Origin of the sequence: Rhizobium sp. NRK18, assembly GCF_024385575.1 — a bacterium.
Lineage (GTDB): Bacteria > Pseudomonadota > Alphaproteobacteria > Rhizobiales > Rhizobiaceae > JANFMV01.
Genome location: NZ_JANFMV010000001.1, coordinates 3,966,693 through 3,986,767, shown reverse-complemented (window position 1 = coordinate 3,986,767; position 20,075 = coordinate 3,966,693). Strand labels below are relative to the sequence as shown.

Sequence of the window (20,075 nt, the reverse complement as noted above, 5' to 3'; positions counted from 1 at the left end):
CCGAGCCCCAGATGACGAAATTCGCAAAGCAAGACGCCGGTTTCGAGGTAAGCCGCGGCGAGACTGTCACGGCCTGGGCCATGTCGGCGATCGACGCATGGTATTATCCCGGCCAGCCGGCGCTTGCCGAGGATCGCGTCAATTATCGCTTCATCAACGGCTTCATCGACGTCGGCGACCTGCCGTGCCGGATTGCCCTGTGGCAGGATATCAAGACCCGCAAGGTCGAACCCAACGTCGATTTTCCCGTCGACAGCCTCTATCTCCCCGGGTTCAACCGTCGGGTCGATTTTTCAGGGTTCTGGCACAGGCCGACACGGCTGGCGCGCTGGCTGAAGACGACGATCGTTCCCGAGAAAGCCGGGGATCACGCTTTCCGGCTGGCGACCTGCGGCGGCGTGCGGATCTGGGTGGATGGCGCCGAATGCGCCGTGTTCGAGCCATTTCAGCGCAACCGCGAATCCGAAACCGTCATCCATCTGCCGTTGAAGGCGGGCGGGTCGGAGGTCCTGGTGCTGACCGAGGAGCTCGCCGAGCGTGACGCGCTCTGGTATTTCGAGCTGACCTCGCTCGAGGCGGACAGGCTGATTGTCCGCTTGCCTGTCGCGGTCTCTGGCGACACCATCGCCTTGCTGAAGGATCTCGCGACCGACGTTCATCCGGAGCCGATGCATGTGACCGACGGTCGCCTGCGGTTGAAGGTCGGTCGCCCGGCTGCCGTCGACGTGACGGTTCATGCCAAGGTTCTGCCGAGCGTGCATATGCGGCACACGCCGCCGCTTCTCGATTCGAGCGGCGTTCTGAACGCCGGCGCCACGCATGTGGACCTGCCGGGCGCCGAAGCGCTGCCGGACGGCTATCATCCGCTCGATCTGACATTTTCCGTCGGTGAATGCCGGGTGGCCCGCCACATCGCCTTTGCGACCTTCACCGAACCCTTCCTCGACATGTCGGAGCGCCCGCTTGCCGAGCGCAAGCAGGCGGCACTTCGTCACGCGGCGGCGAAAGGCGAAGCGCGGATCGGCCGGGCGCTGGCGATGATGTCGCTTGGCCAGCCGGTGGATGACGTCTTCCGAAACATTCTCGCCGATACGATTGCCGGCATCGACGAGCGGCGCGATTGCTCCGACTTTGTCATGGTCCCGCTCCTCTGGCTCTACGCGGACCACGGTCAGGTCCTGCCGCAAGATCTTCAGGACAAGGTCCGCCGTGCCATCCTCGACTACCGCTACTGGGTCGATGAACCGGGCAACGACGTCATGTGGTTCTGGAGCGAGAACCACGTGCTCTGCTTCCACGTCTCGCAATATCTTGCCGGCCGGCTTCTGCCGGACGAGACGTTCCGCTGCTCGGGCAGAAGCGGGGCCGAGCAGGCACGGCTCGGCGAGGAACGCCTCGGCAAGTGGTTCGATTCCGTCGAGCGCCACGGCCTCGCCGAATGGAACTCCGCCGCCTATTACCCGATCGATTTCATCGGCCTTCTGGCGCTGCAGCACATGGCCGGCGGCTCGATCAAGGCGCGCGCCGAAGCGCTGCTGGACCGGTTGATGGTGATGATCGGCCTTCATACGCTTGCAGGCGTGCCCGCCGGCACGATGGGACGCGCCTATGACAAGGAGCTGCGGGCCGGTCCGCTGACCGAGCTCGCCCCGTTTGCCACCGTTGCCTTCGGCAAGGGCTGGCTGAACGACGGCGTTGCCGCCTTGCCGATGTTCTGCGCCGGAGCCTACGAGCCGCCGGAGGCGGCCCTGAACGTCGTTGAACCCGATCCCGGCAAGGCGCTGACGGCGCATTACGTGCAGGGCCATGACGAGGCGGCGCGGCTGGCGCTCTACAAGTCCGCCGCCGTGCAGCTTTCGTCGATGATGGACGGCAAGCCCGGCGGACGAGGCCATCAGCAGCACATCGTCGACTTGCGCTTTGCATCCAATCCCTTCGCGCGCGCCTGGATCAACCATCCGGGCGAGGACGATCCATGGGGCGGCCAACGTCCGTCCTACTGGGCCGGCAACGGCTCGATGCCGCGCGCCGCGCAATACGAGAATGCCGCTCTTCTCCTCTTCGACCTCGGCGACGACGCCCGCCAGACCTTCACGCATGCCTATGTCGAGGCCAACGGCTTCGACAGGGTAGAGCGTCACGGCAACTGGATCGTGCTCAAGGGCGGCCGCGGCTTTGCCGCGATTGCGGCGACTGCGCCGATCGAGGCGGTCACGCAGGGTCCGGGCGCCGGCATCGAATTCCGCGCTGCCGGCCGTCGCTGCGGCTGGGTCGCGCTGATGGGCGAGGGTGACAGCGAGGCCGGCTACGCCGCCTTCATCGATCATCTGGCCGGCGTGACGCTTTCCCTGAATCAAGCCGGAAACAGCCTCGTCCTTGAGCGAAAAGGTCAGGAGAAACTTACGCTTGACTGGAGCGCCGGCCTTTCGCGCGGCGCGACGCCATACATCTTTCCCAACAGAAGCCTCGATCCCGCCGTCCGGCAGATCGACGCCTTCTCGTTTTGACCAAGTGCTTGCTGACAGGACTGCCGATGCCGATCGACCGAGACACTCTATCCGAAACCCTTTCCCGCGTGGCGACGGGCCTTGCCCGCCTGAAGGGCATGAACGAAACCGCCGCCATCGACGAGGGCATGTATGAACTGCAGTTCGATGAATGGGACTGGGAAGTCGGCGTCGGCATCTATGGCCTGATCCGGCATGCAGAAGCGGTCAAGGACAAGTCGCTGATGGCGGCGATCGCCCGCTGGTATGACTGGCAGATCGGCCGCGGCCTGCCGCCGCGCCAGGTCAACTCCTCCTCGCCGATGCTGGCGCTTTCCGTGCTGATCGACCATGTCGACCGTCCCGACTGGGAGGCTCTGGTCAAGGATTGGGCCGATTGGCTGGTCAACAGTCTCGCCCGAACCGAAGACGGCGGCTTCCAGCACGTCGTCAAGGAACGCATGAATGACGGCGAACTCTGGGACGACACGCTGTTCATGACCTGCCTGTTTCTCGCCCGCGCCGGCGAGCGCTTTGGCCGGCAGGACTGGATCGAGGAAGCCTTCTACCAGTTCATCGTCCATGAGCGCTATCTGGCCGATCCGGTGACCGGGCTCTGGTATCACGGCTGGACCTTCAATGGCCGGCACAATTTCGCCAACGCCTTCTGGGCGCGCGGCAATTCGTGGATCACCGTCGCCATTCCGGAACTCTTCAGCCTTGTGTCGAAAATACCGGATCATCTGCGCCGCCATCTCACCTTCATCCTCGCCTCCCAGGTCAGGACGCTGGTCGCCAACCAGCGCGACAACGGCATGTTCTGCACGCTGGTCTGCGATCCGGATTCCCCCCCGGAAACATCGGCCACGGCGGCGATCGCCTACGGCATCCTGCGCGGCATCGACCTCGGTCTCCTCGATGAAAGCTTCCGGCCGGCGGCCGACAAGGCGCTCGACGCCGTACTCGCCCGCATCGACGACAACGGCATCGTGCTCGAGGTTTCCGACGGCACGCCGATGGGCCATTCGCTCGACTTCTACCGACAGATCCCCAATGTTCCCGCACCCTACGGCCAGGCCTTGGTCATGCTGCTTCTGGTCCGGGTGATGATGGAAACGGAGATGGCCGGCGTCTAAACGTCAGCGTAGCGCGGCGATCGAGCTGCGCTCGATCAGCTGCGTCGGGATGATCACCCGTTTTGCCGGGCCGGTCTCACCCTTCAAGCGTTCGACGAGCAGCTCGGCTACGGTCTTTCCCAGTTCGTATACCGGCTGGTTGATGACAGTGACGGGCGGCGTCGTCACGCTCGTCCAGTCGGCGTCGTGGAAGGTGATCAGCGACAGATCATCGGGGATCGATAGTCCCATGGCTCGGGTCGCCTTGAAGACCTCCAGCGCAATCAGGCTGTCGGACGCTAGAATTGCCGTCGGCCGATCTGGGGCGCTCAGCAGTTCCTTTGCAAGCCGTCCTGCGTCTTCAGGGCCTTTGGCGCCGAGGCGGACGAGACGTTCGGGCGACGAAATGCCGAAGCCTCTGCAGGCATTCATGAAACCGGTGATACGGTCGCGGACGGACGCCGTGAAAATGTCGCTCGTCTCGTCGTAGATCCGCTCCGGCGTATCACAGGCCGTCATGTAGACGACGCGCCTGTGGCCATTTTTGAGCAGCAGTTCCGTGGCGTTCCCGGCGGCTTCGCGATCGTCGACCGTCACCGTGTCGACATCGAGTTCCGGTACGGCGCGATCGAGAAGCGCCAGCGGCCGGCCGGTGCGGACGATGTCGTTCAGATGGTCTATCTCGCTGCGGCGCGACGGCGTCACGATGAAGCCGTCGACGCGCTTGGCCAGAAGCGTTCGGACGGCTGCCTTCTCCGCTTCGATCTTCTCGCTGGAATTTGCCAGGATCACCGTGAAACCTGCAGCGCGCGCGACGTCGGCAATGCCACGCACCGCCGACGAGAAGAACGGGTTCTCGATATCGGCGACGACCACGCCTATGGCGCCGGAGCGTCCTGTCGTCATGCTACGTGCCAACTCGTTCGGCCGATAGTCGAGCTTCGCCGCCGCCTGCAGCACCTTTTGCCGTACTGCGTCGCTGACCACCCCGTACTTTCCGAGCACGCGCGCGGCGGTCGCCTTCGAGACGCCGGCCATGACGGCGACATCGGCGACGGTAACGGAAGGTTTGGCAGCGGTTTCTTCGTTCATAATACCAGCTTTACAAGACATGTTGACGACCGGTCAATCTGAATATAACAATTATCAAATCGTAATGAGACCGGTCTCAATTGGTAAAGAGACCGGTCTCACGATCAAAAAATAAAGAAACCGGTAGGCGCGGATGTGTCGGTCGGGCGGGTGGTCTCATCCGTCTTCCGATGGGCGAAGCTTTGTCTCGACGACAGCCGTCAAACCGGATCAGCAATCATGCCAACAGAGCGGAGAACGCCACAATGACAATGCAGAACGCCACGAAAGCATTTCTCAATCGATGCCGGACCATTGCTGCCGCAACGGTTCTTGCCCTTACCGGATTTGCCGCGCCCCTGGCGGCGGCCGACAACCCGTACAACCTGATCGACCCGGGTCAGATCAGCGTCGGGACGATGGGTGACGCCAAGCCCTATGCGTTCGTCACCGCCGACGGACAGTTCACCGGTTTCGACATCGAGTTTTTCCTCAATGTCGTCGAGCGCCTGGGCTTCAAGAAGGACCAGGTCGTTTTCACGGGCCAGGATTTCGCGGCGCTCATGCCGTCCGTCGCCAATAGCCGCTTCGACGTCGCCGTCGCCGCAATCGGCACGACCGCCAAGCGCAAGGAAACGGTCGACTTCTCCGATGGTTACCTTGCCGGATATCTATCCGTCCTGACGTCCGACACCGCCATCAAGGATGCCGCGACCCTGAAGGGCAAGCGCCTCGGCGTCGTCCAGGGCACGCTGCAGGAAATCTATGCAACGAAGAACTTCCCCGGCACGGACCTCGTCAAGTTCCCCGACAACAACTCCGCCATTGTCGCCCTGAACAACGGCACGATCGATGCCCACTTCCTCGATTACGAGGCGGCCAAGGATTATGCGGGCCGCTACAAGAACCTGAACATCGCCGTCAACATCCCGAGCTTCGATGCGCCGGCTGGTTTTGTGATCCGCAAGGGCAATGACGCCTTCCGCGAGGCTCTGAACAAGGGCATCCACGAGGCCATGCAGGACGGCACCTGGAAGACGCTTTACGAAAAGTGGTTCCCGGGGTCTCCGATGCCCGAAGAGTATCTTCCCAAGAAGTAAGCAGCCGACCGCCTGCGGGAAGGAGTGATCCAGCAGGCGGAACGCCTCGCCCGGAGACCGGGCATTTGACTGGGAAGGACAGTTCTAAATGACATTTCTTGAAAGCCTGCAGCGCACGTTCCTTGATTGGGACGCGATGGCAGAAGTCTTGCCGACCATGTTCGCCGTCGGCCTGAAAAACACGCTGATACTGGCCGTTGCCTCGACGATCCTCGGCGTCATCATCGGCATGGTGCTGGCAGTCATGGGCATTTCGCGGTCGCCGTGGCTGCGCATTCCGGCCCGCATCTATACCGACATCTTTCGCGGACTGCCGGCCATTCTGACGATCCTGCTCGTCGGCCAGGGCTTTGCCCGCTTCGGTCGCGAACTCTTCGGCCCGTCGCCCTTTCCGCTCGGCATCATGGCGCTGAGCCTGATCGCCGGCGCCTATATCGGCGAAATCTTCCGCGCCGGCATCCAGAGCGTCGAACGGGGACAGATGGAAGCCTGCCGTGCGCTCAGCATGAGCTACGGGCAGGGCATGCGGCTGATCGTCGTGCCGCAGGGCATCCGCCGCGTGCTCCCGGCGCTGGTCAACCAGTTCATCGGCAATGTGAAGGATTCGAGCCTCGTCTACTTTCTCGGTCTGCTGGCCTCCGAGCGCGAGATCTTCCGCGTCGGCCAGGATCAGGCGGTGGTCACCGGCAATCTCTCGCCCCTGCTGCTGGCCGGCATATTCTACCTCTCGATCACCGTGCCGTTGACGCACGTCGTCAACTACATCGACGATCGCCTGAGGAAGGGAAAGAACACGCCGACCGCCGTCACCAGCGGACTTGAGGAGATCAGCGAGCTGGACACGCCGGCCGCGCGAGGGGCCAGCGAGGCCGCTCGTTTCAAGGGCGGAAGCCTCGAGACCGACAATCTCGGCATGGCCTATGGCGCACTGCAGGTGCTGAAGGACGTGAACCTGACCATTCCGCCGGGTACCGTGACCTGCATCATCGGTCCGTCCGGCTCGGGCAAATCCACGCTTCTGCGCTGCCTCAACCGGCTGGTCGAGCCGGCCGCGGGTGACATTCGGCTCGATGGCGACAGCATCCTGAAGATGAAGCCGGAGCGGCTTCGCCGCCGGGTCGGCATGGTGTTCCAGCACTTCAATCTCTTCCCGGATCACACCGCGCTCGAGAACGTCATGCTGTCGCTGACGAAGATCAAGGGCCTGCCGAGGGAGGAGGCGCGCGCGATTGCCGCCGCAAGGTTGACCGATGTGGGTCTGGCGAACCGTCAGCATCAGCGTCCCGGCAGGCTCTCCGGCGGCCAGCAGCAGCGTGTCGCGATCGCCCGTGCTCTGGCCATGGAACCGGAAGTCATCCTGTTCGACGAGGTCACCAGTGCGCTCGATCCCGAACTGGTCAAGGGCGTCCTCAATCTGATGGCCGACCTCGGCTCGAGGGGCATGACCATGGTCGTCGTCACCCACGAGATGGGCTTTGCCCGCAGGGTCGCCGACCAGGTCGTGTTCATGGATGAAGGCCGGATCGTCGAGATCGGCGCCCCGGATGACCTCTTCGACAATCCGCAAAGCCCGCGCCTGAAGCGGTTCCTGGCCGAGGTGCTGTGAATATCTCCGTAAGCGGAGAAGAACGTGAAGATGAAAATCAGGAAAGCAGAAACAATGAAAGAGAATAAAATTGCCAGTGCAGTCGTCATCGGTGGCGGCATTTTCGGCGTGTCAACCGCGGTTCAACTCGTGAGCCGCGGCGTTAAGGTTACGCTGGTCAATGACGGGCCGGTATCCAATGGCGCGTCGGGCCGCTCGCTGTCCTGGCTGAATTCCTCACGCATGCGGTCGGATGCCTATCACAGGCTTCGCATGGCCGGCATCGACCGGTATCGCACGCTTGCAGCCCGTTTTCCCGACGCAAATTGGCTTCGCTTCGACGGCGGCCTCACCTGGGATGCGGATGACGACAGGAACGAAATCGCCAAGGCCTATGACCATGAAGTGACGCTCGGCTACGATGCAACCCATCTCGCCGCAGGCGACATTGCAGCGGTGACCCCGGGCGTCGATCCGGCAACCGTCACGCCGCAGGGTGCGATCTTCAACGCCGGCGAAGGCTGGGTCGATCTGCCCTGCCTGATCGCGGTGCTGCTTGAAGAGTTTCGCGAGCGCGGCGGCAACCTCGTCACCGATGCCGGCAAGGCGAAGCTTACCATCGAGGCCGGCCGCACGATCGGCGCCGAAATGGCCGACGGCCGGCAGATCAGGGCAGATGTGGTGCTGATGGCTACAGGCCCCTGGGTTCCGGCGATGGCCGCCAAACTTGGCCAGACAATCGGCGACGCAACGCCGATCTCGCTCCTAGTGACGACGAAGCCGACCGCGCATCCCTTAAAGGCCGTGCTCAACACGCCGCGGGTGGCGATCAGGCCGACACCGGACAATGCCTTCGCCCTTGATTCCGCCTGGTCGGAAGAAGAGGTCGAGCAACAGGCGGACGGCTCCATCAAGGTGCGGCAGGAAACGCTGGACGGACTTCTGGCCGAGGCCTCGCGCGTGCTCGAAGGAAATCCGAAGCTGGAACTGGCGGGTTATGGTGTCGGGCGCAAGCCCATCCCCGGCGATGGCGAGCCGGTCTTCGGCGAGTTCGCCGCAATTCCCGGGTGCTTTGTGGCCTTCTCTCACAGCGGCGCCACCCTCGGGCTGATTGCCGGAGAGCTTCTGTCATACGAGATGGCAACCGGCCGGCGCCACCCGATGCTTGAGCCATTCCGGCCCGAGCGCTTCAGCGCAGCCGGATGAGACACCTTTTGTTATTGTTGAGAATGGGGCCGGCCGCAGGTGATCTGCGGCCGGCCTCGTGTTTTGGATGGACGAAGGTTAGAAACATTCCAAAACGTTTCGGGGTATTTTTACGGAAACGCTTTGGACAATGGCCCCATCTGTGTAAATTGCCTCACGAAATGGGTGAGGAAGGACTTTTACAATGGCGACCTTGAAGGACATCAGCCGACATCTGAATTTGTCGGTTACGCAAGTCAGTCGCGCATTGAACGGCTATTCGGACGTTAACGAGAACACCCGAAAGCGTGTCCTGGATGCCGCCAAGGAATTGAATTATCATCCGAATATTGCAGCGCAAAAGCTCGTCTCCGGTCGCTCGGGCATGGTCGCTCTGGTGTTGCCCAAGCACCCGCAATTGTCGTCCGACAACAATTTCCTCGAGGTGGTCAGCGGTCTGTCGCAGGTCTTTTCCGGCCGCGACATGCAGTTCGTGTTGCACATCGCGCGCGAGGACGACGAGATCATTTCCGTCTACCGCAAGCTGATCGATCGCGGCGCGCTCGACGGTTTCGTGGTAGTCGAGCCGCTTCTCGATGATCCGCGCATCAACTTCCTGCGCGACCGCGGCGTTCCCTTCGTCGTGCACGGCCGCACCCGGACCCAGACCGATTACCCGTATTACGATATAGACAATGATGGCGTGGGCTATGCTCTGACCCGCCATCTCATCGACGAGGGACACAGGCGGATCGCCTTCATCAACGGCCTGGAGAAGCGCAACTATTCGCTCGCCAGAACCGATGGATATCGCAAGGCGCTGGAAGAGGCGGGCATAGAGTTCGATCCCGATCTCATCCGCTACGGTCGCATGAACGACGCGCTCGGCATGATCTCGACGGTCCAGTTCTTCACCGGCGCGACACGGAGGCCGACGGCGGTCATTTGCGGTAACACATTGGTTGCACGGGGAGTTTATGCCACCTTGAAGTCGCTGGGCCTTGCCGTTCCGGATGATGTTTCGGTGGTTGCCCATGACGACGTGCTGCCGGATGTGCGGGGCTCCGCCTTCTATCCGGCATTGACGGTAACCAAGGCGGCGCTGCGCAACAGCTGGGCGCCGATGGCGGCATTCCTGGTCGGTGCGATCAATGGCGAACCGGTGGAAGAGTTGCAGGAAGTTGCCGCCTCCGAGTTCATCGAGCGGGCTTCCGTCGCGCCTCCCAAGCGCTGAACCCCGACGTTTATACAACCTGAGATATATTCGAAACTCTGACGTATTGACAGCCGTATAGACCGGTGCTAGCGTTCCGAAACGTTTCGGATTTTCGGTCTCGCTTGAAGGACGTCCGGAGCGCTAGAAGTCGCAACGGGCGTGGGAGTGCCCGTTACGCAATTCAACGGGAGGAAATTGGCATGGATATGCAGGGAATTTGCCGCGTTCTGCGTGGCACGGCGGCGACGCTCGCCTTTGTTTCGGTAGCCGGTCTGGCGCAGGCGGAGGAGATCACCTACGTCTCCGGCGCCGTCGGCAACGCGGTTCAGGATTTCAAGACGATCGTCGCGCCCTGGGAAAAGGAAACCGGCAACAAGGTCACCCTGGTGCCGATGCCCGCTTCGACGAGCGACCAGTTCGGCCAGTACCGCCTGTGGCTTGCCGCCGGTAATGCCGACATCGACCTCTACCAGACGGACGTCATCTGGGCGCCGCAGCTGGCCGACCAGTTCGTCGACCTGACGGAGGCGGCCAAGGATCTCGTTCCGCAGCATTTTCCGTCGATCATCGAGTCGCAGACGGTGGACGGCAAGCTTGTAGCTTTGCCGATCTTCACCGATGCGCCGGCGCTGTTCTACCGCAAGGACCTGCTGGAAAAATACGGCATGGACGTGCCGAAGACCTGGGAAGAGCTGACCGAGACGGCCAAGAAGATCCAGGACGGCGAGCGCGCCGCCGGCAACAAGGACATGTGGGGCTATGTCTGGCAGGGCAATGCCTATGAGGGTCTCACCTGCGATGCGCTGGAATGGGTGAAATCCTTCGGTGGCGGCCAGATCGTCGAGCCCGACGGCACGATCTCGATCAACAATCCGAAGGCGGTCGCCGCCCTCGAACTCGCCAAGACCTGGCCCGGCAACATCTCGCCGGAAGGCGTGCTCGCCTACCAGGAAGAGGAATCCCGCGGCGTCTGGCAGACGGGCAATGCCGTCTTCATGCGCAACTGGCCTTATGCCTATACGCTCGGCAATGGCGACGACAGTGCGGTCAAGGGCAAGTTCGACGTGACGACACTGCCGACCGGCGGCGACAACAAGACGTCGGCCGCAACACTTGGCGGCTGGAATGTCGCGGTGTCCAAGTATTCCAAGCACAAGGATGCGGCGATTTCGCTGGCGCTTTACCTCGCCGGCCCGGAAGCGCAGAAGACCCGCGCCCTGATCGCCTCAAACCTGCCGACCATCGTCAGCCTTTACGACGACGCCGACATCAAGGCCAAGCAGCCCTTCATGCCGGCTTGGAAGAACGTCTTCCTGCAGGCCGTTCCGCGTCCGTCCGCGCCGACCAAGGGCAAGTACAACGAGGTGTCGTCGAAGTTCTGGTCCGCGGTTCACAACACGCTCTCCGGCGATGGAAGCGCTGCGGACAATCTCGAAATCCTTGAGGCCGATCTCGAAGACCTCAAGGGGTCCGGCTGGTAGCCTCCGGCCAGCCGCAGGCAGGATGGGGCCGTCTCAGACTGCCCCGTCCGCTGCGCCCGTCATTCCCGGGTTGCGCCTCTGATGGCGGCAACGAATTGCGACACAGGCATTGGAGCCCGTCATGTCGAGCATTCAGATCGAGACATATGCATCCCCGGCGGCCGACAGGGGGCCGAGCCTGCAGCAGCAGCGCGCCCGCGCCGCCTTCTGGTTCCTGGCGCCGATGCTGTTCGCACTTGTGTGCGTCGCCGCCTGGCCGCTGTTCCGGACGATCTATTTTTCCTTCACCGACACCTCGCTGACCAATCTCTACGGCGGCAAATGGGTCGGCTTCGACAACTACCTTTCCTTCCGGCAGCTGAGCTCCGGCCGCATACTCTGGCGCGGCACGCTGGTCGATCCGGCCTGGTGGAATGCAGTCTGGAACACGGTGCGCTTCTCGATGGTCTCGGTCGCGTTCGAAACGGTCCTCGGCCTCATGGTCGCGCTGGTTCTGAATGCCCAGTTCGTCGGCCGCGGCATCGTGCGTGCCGCAATCCTCATCCCCTGGGCGATCCCGACGATCGTCTCGGCGCGGCTTTGGGGCTGGATGCTGAACGACCAGTTCGGCATCATTAATGACATCCTGCTCAATCTCGGCATCATCGACCACAAGATCGCCTGGACGGCAAATGTCGACACCGCCATGTTCGCGGTCCTGATCGTCGACATCTGGAAGACGACGCCCTTCATGGCGCTCCTTTGCCTCGCCGGCCTGCAGATGATCCCGCGGGATATCTACGAGGCCGCAAGGGTCGATGGCGTCCATCCGGTCAAGGTCTTCTTCAAGGTGACGCTGCCGCTGGTGCGACCGGCCCTCATGGTTGCGGTCATCTTCCGGGCGCTCGATGCGCTGCGCATCTTCGACCTCGTCTACGTGCTGACGCCGAATTCCAAGGCAACCAAGACCATGTCGATCATCAGCCGCGAAAACCTCATCGACTTCGACAAGTTCGCCTACGGCTCTGCCCAGTCGACGCTGCTGTTCGCCATCATCGCCATCTTCGTGTCGCTCTACATCTGGATTGGCAAGGTCAATCTGAGCGGGGAGGGCGAACGATGACCATGGATATCGTCAAGAAGACAGCCTTCTACGCCGTCGTCGTGCTGATCGTCGTCATTTCGGTGTTCCCGTTCTATTACGCGATCCTGACCAGCTTCAAGACCGGGACTGCGCTGTTTCAAGTCAACTACTTCCCGACGAGCTTCGATCTCGGCAACTACAAGTCCGTGCTGTCGGCGCGCAATTTCACCCGCAGTATCCTGAATTCGGTGTTCATCGCCGGGGTCACGGTCATGTTCTCGCTGTTCTTGGCGGTGACGGCGTCCTACGCCCTTGCACGTGTCCGGTTCCGCGGCCGCGCGCTGCTCCTGATGACGATCCTCGCCGTCTCGATGTTCCCGCAGATCGCCGTGCTCGCCGGGCTGTTCGAGCTCGTCCGCTACATCGGCATCTACAATACGCCATGGGCGATGATCCTCAGCTACACGATCTTCACGCTCCCGTTCACGGTATGGGTGTTGACCACCTTCATGCGCGACCTGCCGGTGGAGATCGAGGAGGCGGCGATCGTCGACGGGGCGACACCCTGGGTCGTCATCACCCAGGTGTTCCTGCCGCTACTGTGGCCGGCGCTGGTCACCACCGGACTGCTCGCCTTCATCGGGGCGTGGAACGAGTTCCTGTTCGCCCTGACATTCACCTCATCGGAAACGGAGCGCACGGTGCCGGTCGCCATCGCCCTTCTCTCCGGCGCTTCGGAATTCGAAACGCCCTGGGGCAACATCATGGCGGCGTCCGTCATCGTCACCGTTCCACTGATCATTCTCGTTCTCATCTTCCAGCGCAAGATCGTGGCCGGCCTCACCGCCGGTGGCGTCAAAGGCTAGGTTTGGAGGCTCTCGCACATGGCCCAGATCAATCTCAAGAATGTCCGCAAGAGCTTCGGCGCGCTGGAAGTCATCAAGGGTATCGACCTTGATATCAGGAGCGGCGAGTTCATGGTCTTCGTCGGTCCGTCCGGCTGCGGCAAGTCCACCCTGTTGCGGATGATTTCCGGTTTGGAGGACATCACCTCCGGCGACCTCCTGTTCGATGGCGAGCGGGTCAACAACGTTATTCCGTCGAAGCGCGGCATTGCCATGGTCTTCCAGTCCTACGCGCTCTATCCGCACATGAAGGTCTACGACAACATGGCCTTCGGCATGAAGCTCGCCAACGCCACCAAGGCGGAAATGGACGAGCGGGTGCGGAAAGCCGCTGACATGCTGCAGATTGGCCATCTTCTCGATCGCCTGCCCAAGCAGCTCTCCGGCGGCCAGCGCCAGCGTGTCGCCATCGGCCGCGCCATTGTCCGCGATCCGCGCGTCTTCCTGTTCGACGAACCATTGTCCAACCTCGATGCGGCCCTACGTGTGGCAACACGTCTCGAGATCGCCAAGCTGCATCATGGCATGGAAAACGCCACGATGATCTATGTCACGCACGACCAGGTGGAAGCGATGACGCTTGCCGATCGCATCTGCGTGCTGCGCGACGGCCGGGTGGAGCAGGTGGGTACCCCCGCCGAACTCTATGAGCGCCCCGCTTCCATCTTCGTTGCCGGCTTCATCGGCTCGCCGAAGATGAACTTCCTGACCGGCGACATTGCCAGGTCCTTCGGATGCGAAACGCTCGGTATCCGTTCCGAGCATATCGACATCGTCGAAAGCGAGGGGCTGTGGTCCGGCGAGGTCGTCCATGCCGAAGACCTCGGCTCGGACAACTACCTCTTTGTCGACATCGGCGTCGGCGAACCCGTGCTGGTCCGCCAGCCCGGAAAACTGAAGATAACATACGGATCGAGGATCAACCTCCGGCCGCAGGAACAGCACTTCCATCGTTTCGACGCAAACGGGAAGCCTATCAGCTGATTGAACCCCCGCCGTCAGGCACGGCGGATCCCAAGTCCATTTTCAATCCGGCGACGCCTGGAGCCGGATGCTGGAGTTATTCATGAAGATCAGAACCGTCGTGTGGGGCGAAAACGTCCACGAACAGAAGAACAAGATTGTCGCCGATCTCTATCCCAAGGGCATGCATACCTGCATTGCTGACGCGCTGAACAAAAACGACGACATCGAAGCGACCACGGCGACCCTGCAGCAGCCGGAGCACGGCCTGACGCAGGAACGCCTCGCAAAGACCGACGTGCTGATCTGGTGGGGACACGCCGCCCATGGCGACGTGTCCGATGCGGTCGTCGAGCGCGTCTGCGAGGCGGTCTGGTCCGGCATGGGCCTGATCCTGCTGCACTCGGCCCACTTTTCCAAGCCGTTCAAGCGGCTGATGGGCACGCCGTGCAACTTGACCTGGCGCGAGGCCGGCGAGCGCGAGCGTCTGTGGGTTACCAGCCGCAACCACCCGATCACCAGGGATCTGCCGGACCATTTCGAACTCGAGAACGAGGAAATGTACGGCGAGCCATTCGGCGTGCCGGAACCGCTGGAAACCGTCTTCGTCAGCTGGTTCCAAGGCGGCGAAGTCTTCCGTTCGGGCCTCACCTACAAGCGCGGCGCCGGCAACGTCTTCTATTTCCGCCCGGGCCACGAGACCTACCCGACCTATCATGACGGCAACGTGCAGACCGTCTTGCGCAACGCCGTTCGCTGGGCCCATAACCCGATGACCCGGCTGCAGGATGTCAATGCCGCGCCGAACGTGCCGGTCGAGACTGCACCCGAGAAGATCGAGGAACGCGGCCCGAAACTGCACCAGGCCGGCGAGGAAGGCTATCGCTGAGCCCAGGAAGCTCCAGCGTCTTCAAAGATCAGGAACAGGACAATGAAACAGGCCAACTCTCCCCTTCGGGTGCTGATCCTCGGCACCGGCGGCATGGCGCGCGTCCATGCCGAATCCTTCAAGAAGATCCCCGGCGTCGAGGTCGTCGCCGGGGTTGACATGCGCGCCGATGCGCTGGACGTCTTCTGCGACACTCACGGCATCGAGCACCGCTTCACCTCGCTCGAGGCGGCAATCGAGTGGGGCGAATTCGATGCCGCCTCCAACGTCACGCCGGACTCCGTCCACTACGCCACGACGCTAACCTTGCTTGCTGCCGGCAAGCATGTGCTTTGCGAGAAGCCGTTGTCGACCGATTTCGGCCGTGCCAGTGAAATGGCAGACGCCGCCAGGGCCGCCGGCGTCGTCAACATGGTCAATCTCAGCTACCGTAACTTCGCCGCCACGCAGAAAGCGGCGGAAATGATCCGGGCCGGCGCGCTCGGTCCGATCCGCCATTTCGAGGCCAATTACCTGCAGAGCTGGCTGACCCAGTCCAAATGGGGTGACTGGCGCACCGAGCCGAAATGGCTTTGGCGCCTGTCGAAGCGTCACGGTTCCAAAGGCGTGCTCGGCGATGTCGGCATTCACATCATCGATTTCGCCACCTACATAGCCGAAAGTCTGCCGATCGAGGTGTCGAGCAGGTTGAAGACCTTCAGCAAGGCGCCGGGTGATCGTATCGATGAGTATGATCTCGATGCCAATGACAGCTTCGTCATGCATGCCGAACTCGCCAATGGCGCGATCGGCACCGTCACGGCCACCCGCTTCGCATCGGGTCACCATAACGATCTGACGCTGCGCATTCACGGCGATCTCGGGGGTATGGAAGTGGCGCTCGTCAAGGACAAGGGCTATCTGCGTGTCTGCCTTGGTGAGGATATGCTGACCGAAGAATGGCGCGACGTACCGCTCGACCCCGTGCTCAACATGTATGAGCGCTTCGCGGCCGCCTGCATGGGCAAGGGCTCCATGGAGCCGGATTTCGGCCGTGGCGCCGCACTCCAGCGCATCCTTGATCTCGCCGAGGATTCCAGTGTTGCCGGCGGGCTTTCCCTGAAGGTCGGAGACCAGGCTCTGGCGATGGATGGCGATGCCGTCGCGCCGGCGGCCGCCGAGCCCTACTCCGTGCAGACCGGCTGAGAGTTCAACGCCGTCAAAAAGCAACGCCCGCCCGGATGTGTTTAAGCCATCCGGGCGGGCGTCTTCACTGAGAGCGGAGGCGCTGTCAGAAGGGCGAATCCGGGAAGTAGTAGTTCGCGGCATTGTCCTTGGTCACCAGCGTCGCATCGAGCGTGTAGGTGCCGTGGACCGGGATCTTGTCATAAAGAGCCGCGACGGTCAGTTCGATCGCCGTGCCGACCATTGCCGGCGGATAGAGGATATCGACCGGGATCATCTTGTCGCCATCCATGACCTTCTTGATCATGTCCTTCGAGCCGGCGCCGGCCACGACATACTTGATGTCGGTGCGCTTGGCCTGCTCGATGGCCTGCAGTACGCCGACAGCCATGTCGTCGTCCTGGCACCAGACCACGTCGATCTGCGGATACTTGGTGAGGTAGTCCTGCATGACCTTGAAGGCGTCGTCGCGGTTCCAGTTGCCGAACTGGCGATCGAGAACCTCGACGTTGGAGCCCTTGATGCCTTCGTCAAAGCCGTCCTGGCGCTGCTGGTCGATCGGGATTGGCAGGCCGCGGATCACGACGACCTTGGCGTCGGGCGTGTTGTCCTTGATGTATTCACCAGCCACACGGCCGAGCGCCGGATTGTTGCCGGCGACATAGAGATCGCGAACCGTGCTGTCGTTGACGCTCGGCGCGCGGTCGACGATCGTGACGAACGTGCCCTTGTCCTTCACCTGCTTGATGGCGTTGACCAGCGGATCCGGATCGGTCGGCAGGATCACCAGCGCGTCGAGCCCCTGCACGGCGAGGTCCTGGATGGCGTTTGCCTGGCTTGCCGGATCCGGCGACGTCTTCACGATCACCTTGGCGTCCGGATATTCCTTCTGCACGAGCGCTGCCACGCGCTCGGCATGATAGACGACACCGGCGGTCCAGCCGTGGTCGGCGGCGGGGATCGATACCCCGATCGTCTTCGCCTCCTGGGCGTAGGCGGTGCCCGTCAATGCGGCGGCGACAAATGCGACGCCCATAAGCTTCTTCAACATGTCTCTCTCCCTGATGCGTGTCGGGGTCTTCTCCTCCTCTAGACCGGGTGCCCCGAGCCCCGGCCGGTTCGGTCACACCTTGCGCGTCAGCGAACGCTGCACGAGCATGGCGATGATGATGATCGACCCCTGGATGGTGGCGATCAGATATTCGCTGATGAAGTTCGACAGCAGCATGATGTTGCCGACGAGTTCGAGAATGAAGGCGCCGCAGATCGTGCCCCAGACGCGGCCGGCACCACCCTTCAGTGCCGTTCCGCCGACGACGACTGCGGTGATCGCCTGGAGTTCCCAGAGAATGCCGGTGGTTGCTGAGGTCGAGCCAAGGCGTGGCACGTAGAGCAGCACCGCGACGGCGACGCAGAGCCCCTGGATCATGAAGGCGATGGTGCGCACGCGGTTGACGGCGATGCCGGAATAGCGCGCCACGTCGCTGTTCGAACCGACGGCGACCACATGGCGGCCGTAGCGCGTGCGATAGAGCACGAAGGCGGCAATCAGCGTGACGGCAAGGATGACGACGATCGGCACCGGTATGCCGAGGATCGAGCCGAAATAGGCTGGACCGTAGATCTGCTGGATTTCCGGCGACTTGAGGGTGATGGCGCCGCCCTGCGACAGCCAGATCGTCAGGCCGCGATAGATACCCATGGTGCCGAGCGTGGCGATGAACGGCTCGATTCTTCCGACCGTTGTGATCAGCCCGTTAGCGAGCCCGCAGAGCGCGCCGACGACCATTGCCATCACCACGGCCGCCGTCAGCATCAGTGCCGGATCGGCGATCGCGCCGGAATTCATGAACAGGATCATAAGGCTGGCGACGAAGGCCAGCATCGAACCGACCGAGAGGTCGAGATCGCCGGCCGAGATCACGAAGGTCGCGCCGACGGCGATGATGGCGATGAAGGCGCTGCGCGTCGCGACATTGGCGAGGTTGTTGAGCCCGATGAAGTTCGGATTGGCGAGCGCGCCGAGAACGAGCAGCAAGATGAGAGCCACGAAAGGAGCAACCGCCCGCAGGTCGATATCCGACCAGAACGGCGCCTTGCGATCCTTTTCCGGTTCGTTGCCTTCAGCACTCATGTCCAAGTTCAGCCTCCCACTGTTTCGGCCCCGTTGTCCCCGGCCGTTTGTCTTTGTTCCGCTTGCGTCAGCCGGCCATTTTCTTCAGGCCGGCCGAGTAGCGCATGATTTCCTGTTCGGTGATCTCGCCGCCTTCCAGCCAGCCGACGATCCGGCCCTCGCGCATGACGGCCACCCGGCTGCACAGGCCGATGATCTCCTGCATTTCGGACGACACGACGATGATCGACTTGCCGTCGCGCGCCAGCGCCGAGATGAAATGGTAGATCTGCTGCTTCGTGCCGACGTCGATACCGCGCGTCGGCTCGTCGATGATGATGATGTCCGGCTCGGTTTCCATCACCTTGGCGAGCAGCAGCTTCTGCTGGTTGCCGCCCGACATGCGTCCGGCAACGACATTGCTGTCGCGCACGCGGATGTCGAAGCGGCGGCGTGCCCTGGCGAGGGCCCCGGCCTCGCTTTTCGGATGCAGGTAGCCGTAGCGGCTGTGCTGTTCCAGCGACTGCAGGGTCAGGTTGACGCCCATGCCCGAGCCGAGCAGCAGGCCTTTCGACTTGCGATCCTTGGTCATGTAGGCAAGCCCGGCGCGGATGGCGCCCCGCGAATCCCCAGAAGCGATCACCTGTCCCTGGATGACCACCTCGCCCTCGATCCGCGGGCGCAGGCCGGCCACGGCCTCCATCAGTTCCGTGCGGCCGGAGCCGATCAGGCCGGAAAAGCCGATGATCTCGCCCTTGCGCACCTCGAAGCTCGCATCGCGCACGAAGCCGGTCGTCAGGTTTTTCACGCTGACCGCCATCGTCTCATCGACATCCGGCTCGCGCTTGGTCGGATAAAGGCTGGACAGCTCGCGGCCGACCATCAGCTGGGCGATGGATTCACCGTCGAGAAGCTCGGTCGGCGCCGTCTTCACCCATTGGCCGTCACGCAGGACCGTCACCCGGTCCGTCAATTCCAGAACCTCGTCGAGCTTGTGGGACACGAAGACGAAGCTGGTGCCGTTTGCCCGGAGTTTGCGCACTTGTTCGAACAGGACCCTGGTCTCCTCCTGCGACAACACCGCCGTCGGCTCGTCCATGAACACGACGCGGGCGTCCTTGCTGATCGCTTTGGCGATTTCCACCATCTGCTTATCGGCAACCGGCAGCGAACTGATCAGCGCGGTCTCGTCGATATGCGAGCCGAGCATGTCGAGCACGCGCCGGGCTTCTGCCCGCATGCGCTTGCGATCAAGAACGCCGAAGCGGGTCAGTTCCCGGCCGAGAAACAGGCTCTCGGTCACTGTCAGATGTTCGGCGAGATTGAATTCCTGATGAATGATGACGATGCCGAGCGCTTCCGCCGCTCCGTTTGCAGGCAGGGTGACAGGCTTGCCGTCGAGCAGGATTTCACCGGCCGACGGCTGTTCGAAGCCGGACATGATTTTCACGAAGGTCGACTTGCCAGCCCCATTCTCGCCGACCAGCGCATGGATCTCTCCCGCCTTCAGCTCGAAATTGACGCTGAACAGCACCTGTACGCCGCTGAATGATTTGGAGATTCGTCGCGCGGCGAGGACGATGTCGCCCGCCTCGGCAGTCTCGAAACGCATTGATTCCTCCCGCGGCTCCCATCCGCAGGCACATATGTAAACCTTTACATAAGTCGTGTAAAGGTTTACATTATGGAGAAATATCGAATTTTGTGGCGCGGGATTTGACCTTTGCGCTGCCCGATGT

General features: G+C 62.3%; 16 protein-coding genes. 12 read left to right on the top strand and 4 right to left on the bottom strand.

Annotated elements, in window-relative coordinates; genetic code table 11:
• The first annotated feature begins 11 nt into the window (after positions 1 to 11).
• On the top strand, positions 12 to 2,507 hold the full coding sequence (locus tag NN662_RS18920; protein WP_261931754.1) for a hypothetical protein: 2,496 nt from the start codon (positions 12 to 14) through the stop codon (positions 2,505 to 2,507).
• Positions 2,508 to 2,533: 26 nt separating this feature from the next.
• Positions 2,534 to 3,622 (top strand): glycoside hydrolase family 105 protein, encoded by a 1,089-nt coding sequence (locus NN662_RS18915; RefSeq protein WP_261931753.1) that lies wholly within the window; start codon positions 2,534 to 2,536, stop codon positions 3,620 to 3,622.
• 3 nt (positions 3,623 to 3,625) lie between these two features.
• Here the strand turns inward: NN662_RS18915 and NN662_RS18910 are convergent, their stop codons facing one another.
• Positions 3,626 to 4,693, bottom strand: coding sequence for a LacI family DNA-binding transcriptional regulator (locus NN662_RS18910; RefSeq protein ID WP_261931752.1), 1,068 nt, complete (start codon positions 4,691 to 4,693; stop codon positions 3,626 to 3,628).
• Between the two features lie 245 nt (positions 4,694 to 4,938).
• Between NN662_RS18910 and NN662_RS18905 the strand changes: the two genes are divergently transcribed.
• From NN662_RS18905 to NN662_RS18855, 10 genes are all read left to right on the top strand, one after another.
• Complete coding sequence (locus NN662_RS18905) at positions 4,939 to 5,772, top strand: ABC transporter substrate-binding protein (RefSeq protein WP_410010952.1); 834 nt, start codon at positions 4,939 to 4,941, stop codon at positions 5,770 to 5,772.
• An 88-nt stretch (positions 5,773 to 5,860) separates the two neighbouring features.
• Positions 5,861 to 7,378 (top strand): amino acid ABC transporter permease/ATP-binding protein, encoded by a 1,518-nt coding sequence (locus NN662_RS21470; protein WP_315972604.1) that lies wholly within the window; start codon positions 5,861 to 5,863, stop codon positions 7,376 to 7,378.
• Between the two features lie 54 nt (positions 7,379 to 7,432).
• Positions 7,433 to 8,563 carry an NAD(P)/FAD-dependent oxidoreductase gene (locus tag NN662_RS18890; RefSeq protein WP_261931751.1) on the top strand — a complete coding sequence of 377 codons (1,131 nt, stop codon included), beginning with the start codon at positions 7,433 to 7,435 and terminating at the stop codon, positions 8,561 to 8,563.
• 184 nt (positions 8,564 to 8,747) lie between these two features.
• Positions 8,748 to 9,776 (top strand): substrate-binding domain-containing protein, encoded by a 1,029-nt coding sequence (locus NN662_RS18885; RefSeq protein WP_261931750.1) that lies wholly within the window; start codon positions 8,748 to 8,750, stop codon positions 9,774 to 9,776.
• A 188-nt stretch (positions 9,777 to 9,964) separates the two neighbouring features.
• Positions 9,965 to 11,239 carry an ABC transporter substrate-binding protein gene (locus NN662_RS18880; protein ID WP_261932033.1) on the top strand — a complete coding sequence of 425 codons (1,275 nt, stop codon included), beginning with the start codon at positions 9,965 to 9,967 and terminating at the stop codon, positions 11,237 to 11,239.
• A gap of 223 nt (positions 11,240 to 11,462) precedes the next feature.
• Positions 11,463 to 12,341 carry a carbohydrate ABC transporter permease gene (locus NN662_RS18875; protein ID WP_410010989.1) on the top strand — a complete coding sequence of 293 codons (879 nt, stop codon included), beginning with the start codon at positions 11,463 to 11,465 and terminating at the stop codon, positions 12,339 to 12,341.
• Positions 12,338 to 13,168 carry a carbohydrate ABC transporter permease gene (locus NN662_RS18870; RefSeq protein ID WP_261931748.1) on the top strand — a complete coding sequence of 277 codons (831 nt, stop codon included), beginning with the start codon at positions 12,338 to 12,340 and terminating at the stop codon, positions 13,166 to 13,168. The genes NN662_RS18875 and NN662_RS18870 overlap by 4 nt, the downstream gene beginning before the upstream one ends.
• An 18-nt stretch (positions 13,169 to 13,186) precedes the next feature.
• On the top strand, positions 13,187 to 14,191 hold the full coding sequence (locus NN662_RS18865; RefSeq protein WP_261931747.1) for an ABC transporter ATP-binding protein: 1,005 nt from the start codon (positions 13,187 to 13,189) through the stop codon (positions 14,189 to 14,191).
• 82 nt (positions 14,192 to 14,273) lie between these two features.
• The gene (locus tag NN662_RS18860; RefSeq protein WP_261931746.1) at positions 14,274 to 15,059 is read left to right on the top strand and encodes a ThuA domain-containing protein; all 786 of its coding nucleotides are present in this window, start codon (positions 14,274 to 14,276) and stop codon (positions 15,057 to 15,059) included.
• Between the two features lie 42 nt (positions 15,060 to 15,101).
• Complete coding sequence (locus NN662_RS18855) at positions 15,102 to 16,244, top strand: Gfo/Idh/MocA family protein (protein WP_261931745.1); 1,143 nt, start codon at positions 15,102 to 15,104, stop codon at positions 16,242 to 16,244.
• A gap of 85 nt (positions 16,245 to 16,329) precedes the next feature.
• On the opposite strand, the gene NN662_RS18850 is transcribed toward NN662_RS18855, so the two are convergent.
• The 3 genes from NN662_RS18850 to NN662_RS18840 all read right to left on the bottom strand — a co-directional run bounded on the left by NN662_RS18850 (position 16,330) and on the right by NN662_RS18840 (position 19,948).
• Entirely contained in the window at positions 16,330 to 17,274 is a 945-nt protein-coding gene (locus tag NN662_RS18850) for a substrate-binding domain-containing protein (protein WP_261931744.1), read from the bottom strand.
• Positions 17,275 to 17,346: 72 nt separating this feature from the next.
• Complete coding sequence (locus NN662_RS18845; RefSeq protein WP_261932032.1) at positions 17,347 to 18,357, bottom strand: ABC transporter permease; 1,011 nt, start codon at positions 18,355 to 18,357, stop codon at positions 17,347 to 17,349.
• 67 nt (positions 18,358 to 18,424) lie between these two features.
• Positions 18,425 to 19,948 carry a sugar ABC transporter ATP-binding protein gene (locus NN662_RS18840; protein WP_261931743.1) on the bottom strand — a complete coding sequence of 508 codons (1,524 nt, stop codon included), beginning with the start codon at positions 19,946 to 19,948 and terminating at the stop codon, positions 18,425 to 18,427.
• Positions 19,949 to 20,075 lie beyond the last annotated feature (127 nt).

Bases quoted from the DNA above. Each gene is read 5' to 3' on its own strand.
- NN662_RS18850 (WP_261931744.1), bottom strand. From the start codon at position 17,274: ATGTTGAAGAAGCTTATGGGCGTCGCATTTGTCGCCGCCGCATTGACG.
- NN662_RS18840 (WP_261931743.1), bottom strand. From the start codon at position 19,948: ATGCGTTTCGAGACTGCCGAGGCGGGCGACATCGTCCTCGCCGCGCGA.
- NN662_RS18880 (WP_261932033.1), top strand. From the start codon at position 9,965: ATGCAGGGAATTTGCCGCGTTCTGCGTGGCACGGCGGCGACGCTCGCC.
- NN662_RS18855 (WP_261931745.1), top strand. From the start codon at position 15,102: ATGAAACAGGCCAACTCTCCCCTTCGGGTGCTGATCCTCGGCACCGGC.
- NN662_RS18910 (WP_261931752.1), bottom strand. From the start codon at position 4,693: ATGAACGAAGAAACCGCTGCCAAACCTTCCGTTACCGTCGCCGATGTC.
- NN662_RS18905 (WP_410010952.1), top strand. From the start codon at position 4,939: ATGACAATGCAGAACGCCACGAAAGCATTTCTCAATCGATGCCGGACC.
- NN662_RS18845 (WP_261932032.1), bottom strand. From the start codon at position 18,357: ATGAGTGCTGAAGGCAACGAACCGGAAAAGGATCGCAAGGCGCCGTTC.
- NN662_RS18870 (WP_261931748.1), top strand. From the start codon at position 12,338: ATGACCATGGATATCGTCAAGAAGACAGCCTTCTACGCCGTCGTCGTG.
- NN662_RS18920 (WP_261931754.1), top strand. From the start codon at position 12: ATGACGAAATTCGCAAAGCAAGACGCCGGTTTCGAGGTAAGCCGCGGC.
- NN662_RS21470 (WP_315972604.1), top strand. From the start codon at position 5,861: ATGACATTTCTTGAAAGCCTGCAGCGCACGTTCCTTGATTGGGACGCG.
- NN662_RS18915 (WP_261931753.1), top strand. From the start codon at position 2,534: ATGCCGATCGACCGAGACACTCTATCCGAAACCCTTTCCCGCGTGGCG.
- NN662_RS18865 (WP_261931747.1), top strand. From the start codon at position 13,187: ATGGCCCAGATCAATCTCAAGAATGTCCGCAAGAGCTTCGGCGCGCTG.
- NN662_RS18860 (WP_261931746.1), top strand. From the start codon at position 14,274: ATGAAGATCAGAACCGTCGTGTGGGGCGAAAACGTCCACGAACAGAAG.
- NN662_RS18885 (WP_261931750.1), top strand. From the start codon at position 8,748: ATGGCGACCTTGAAGGACATCAGCCGACATCTGAATTTGTCGGTTACG.
- NN662_RS18890 (WP_261931751.1), top strand. From the start codon at position 7,433: ATGAAAGAGAATAAAATTGCCAGTGCAGTCGTCATCGGTGGCGGCATT.
- NN662_RS18875 (WP_410010989.1), top strand. From the start codon at position 11,463: ATGCTGTTCGCACTTGTGTGCGTCGCCGCCTGGCCGCTGTTCCGGACG.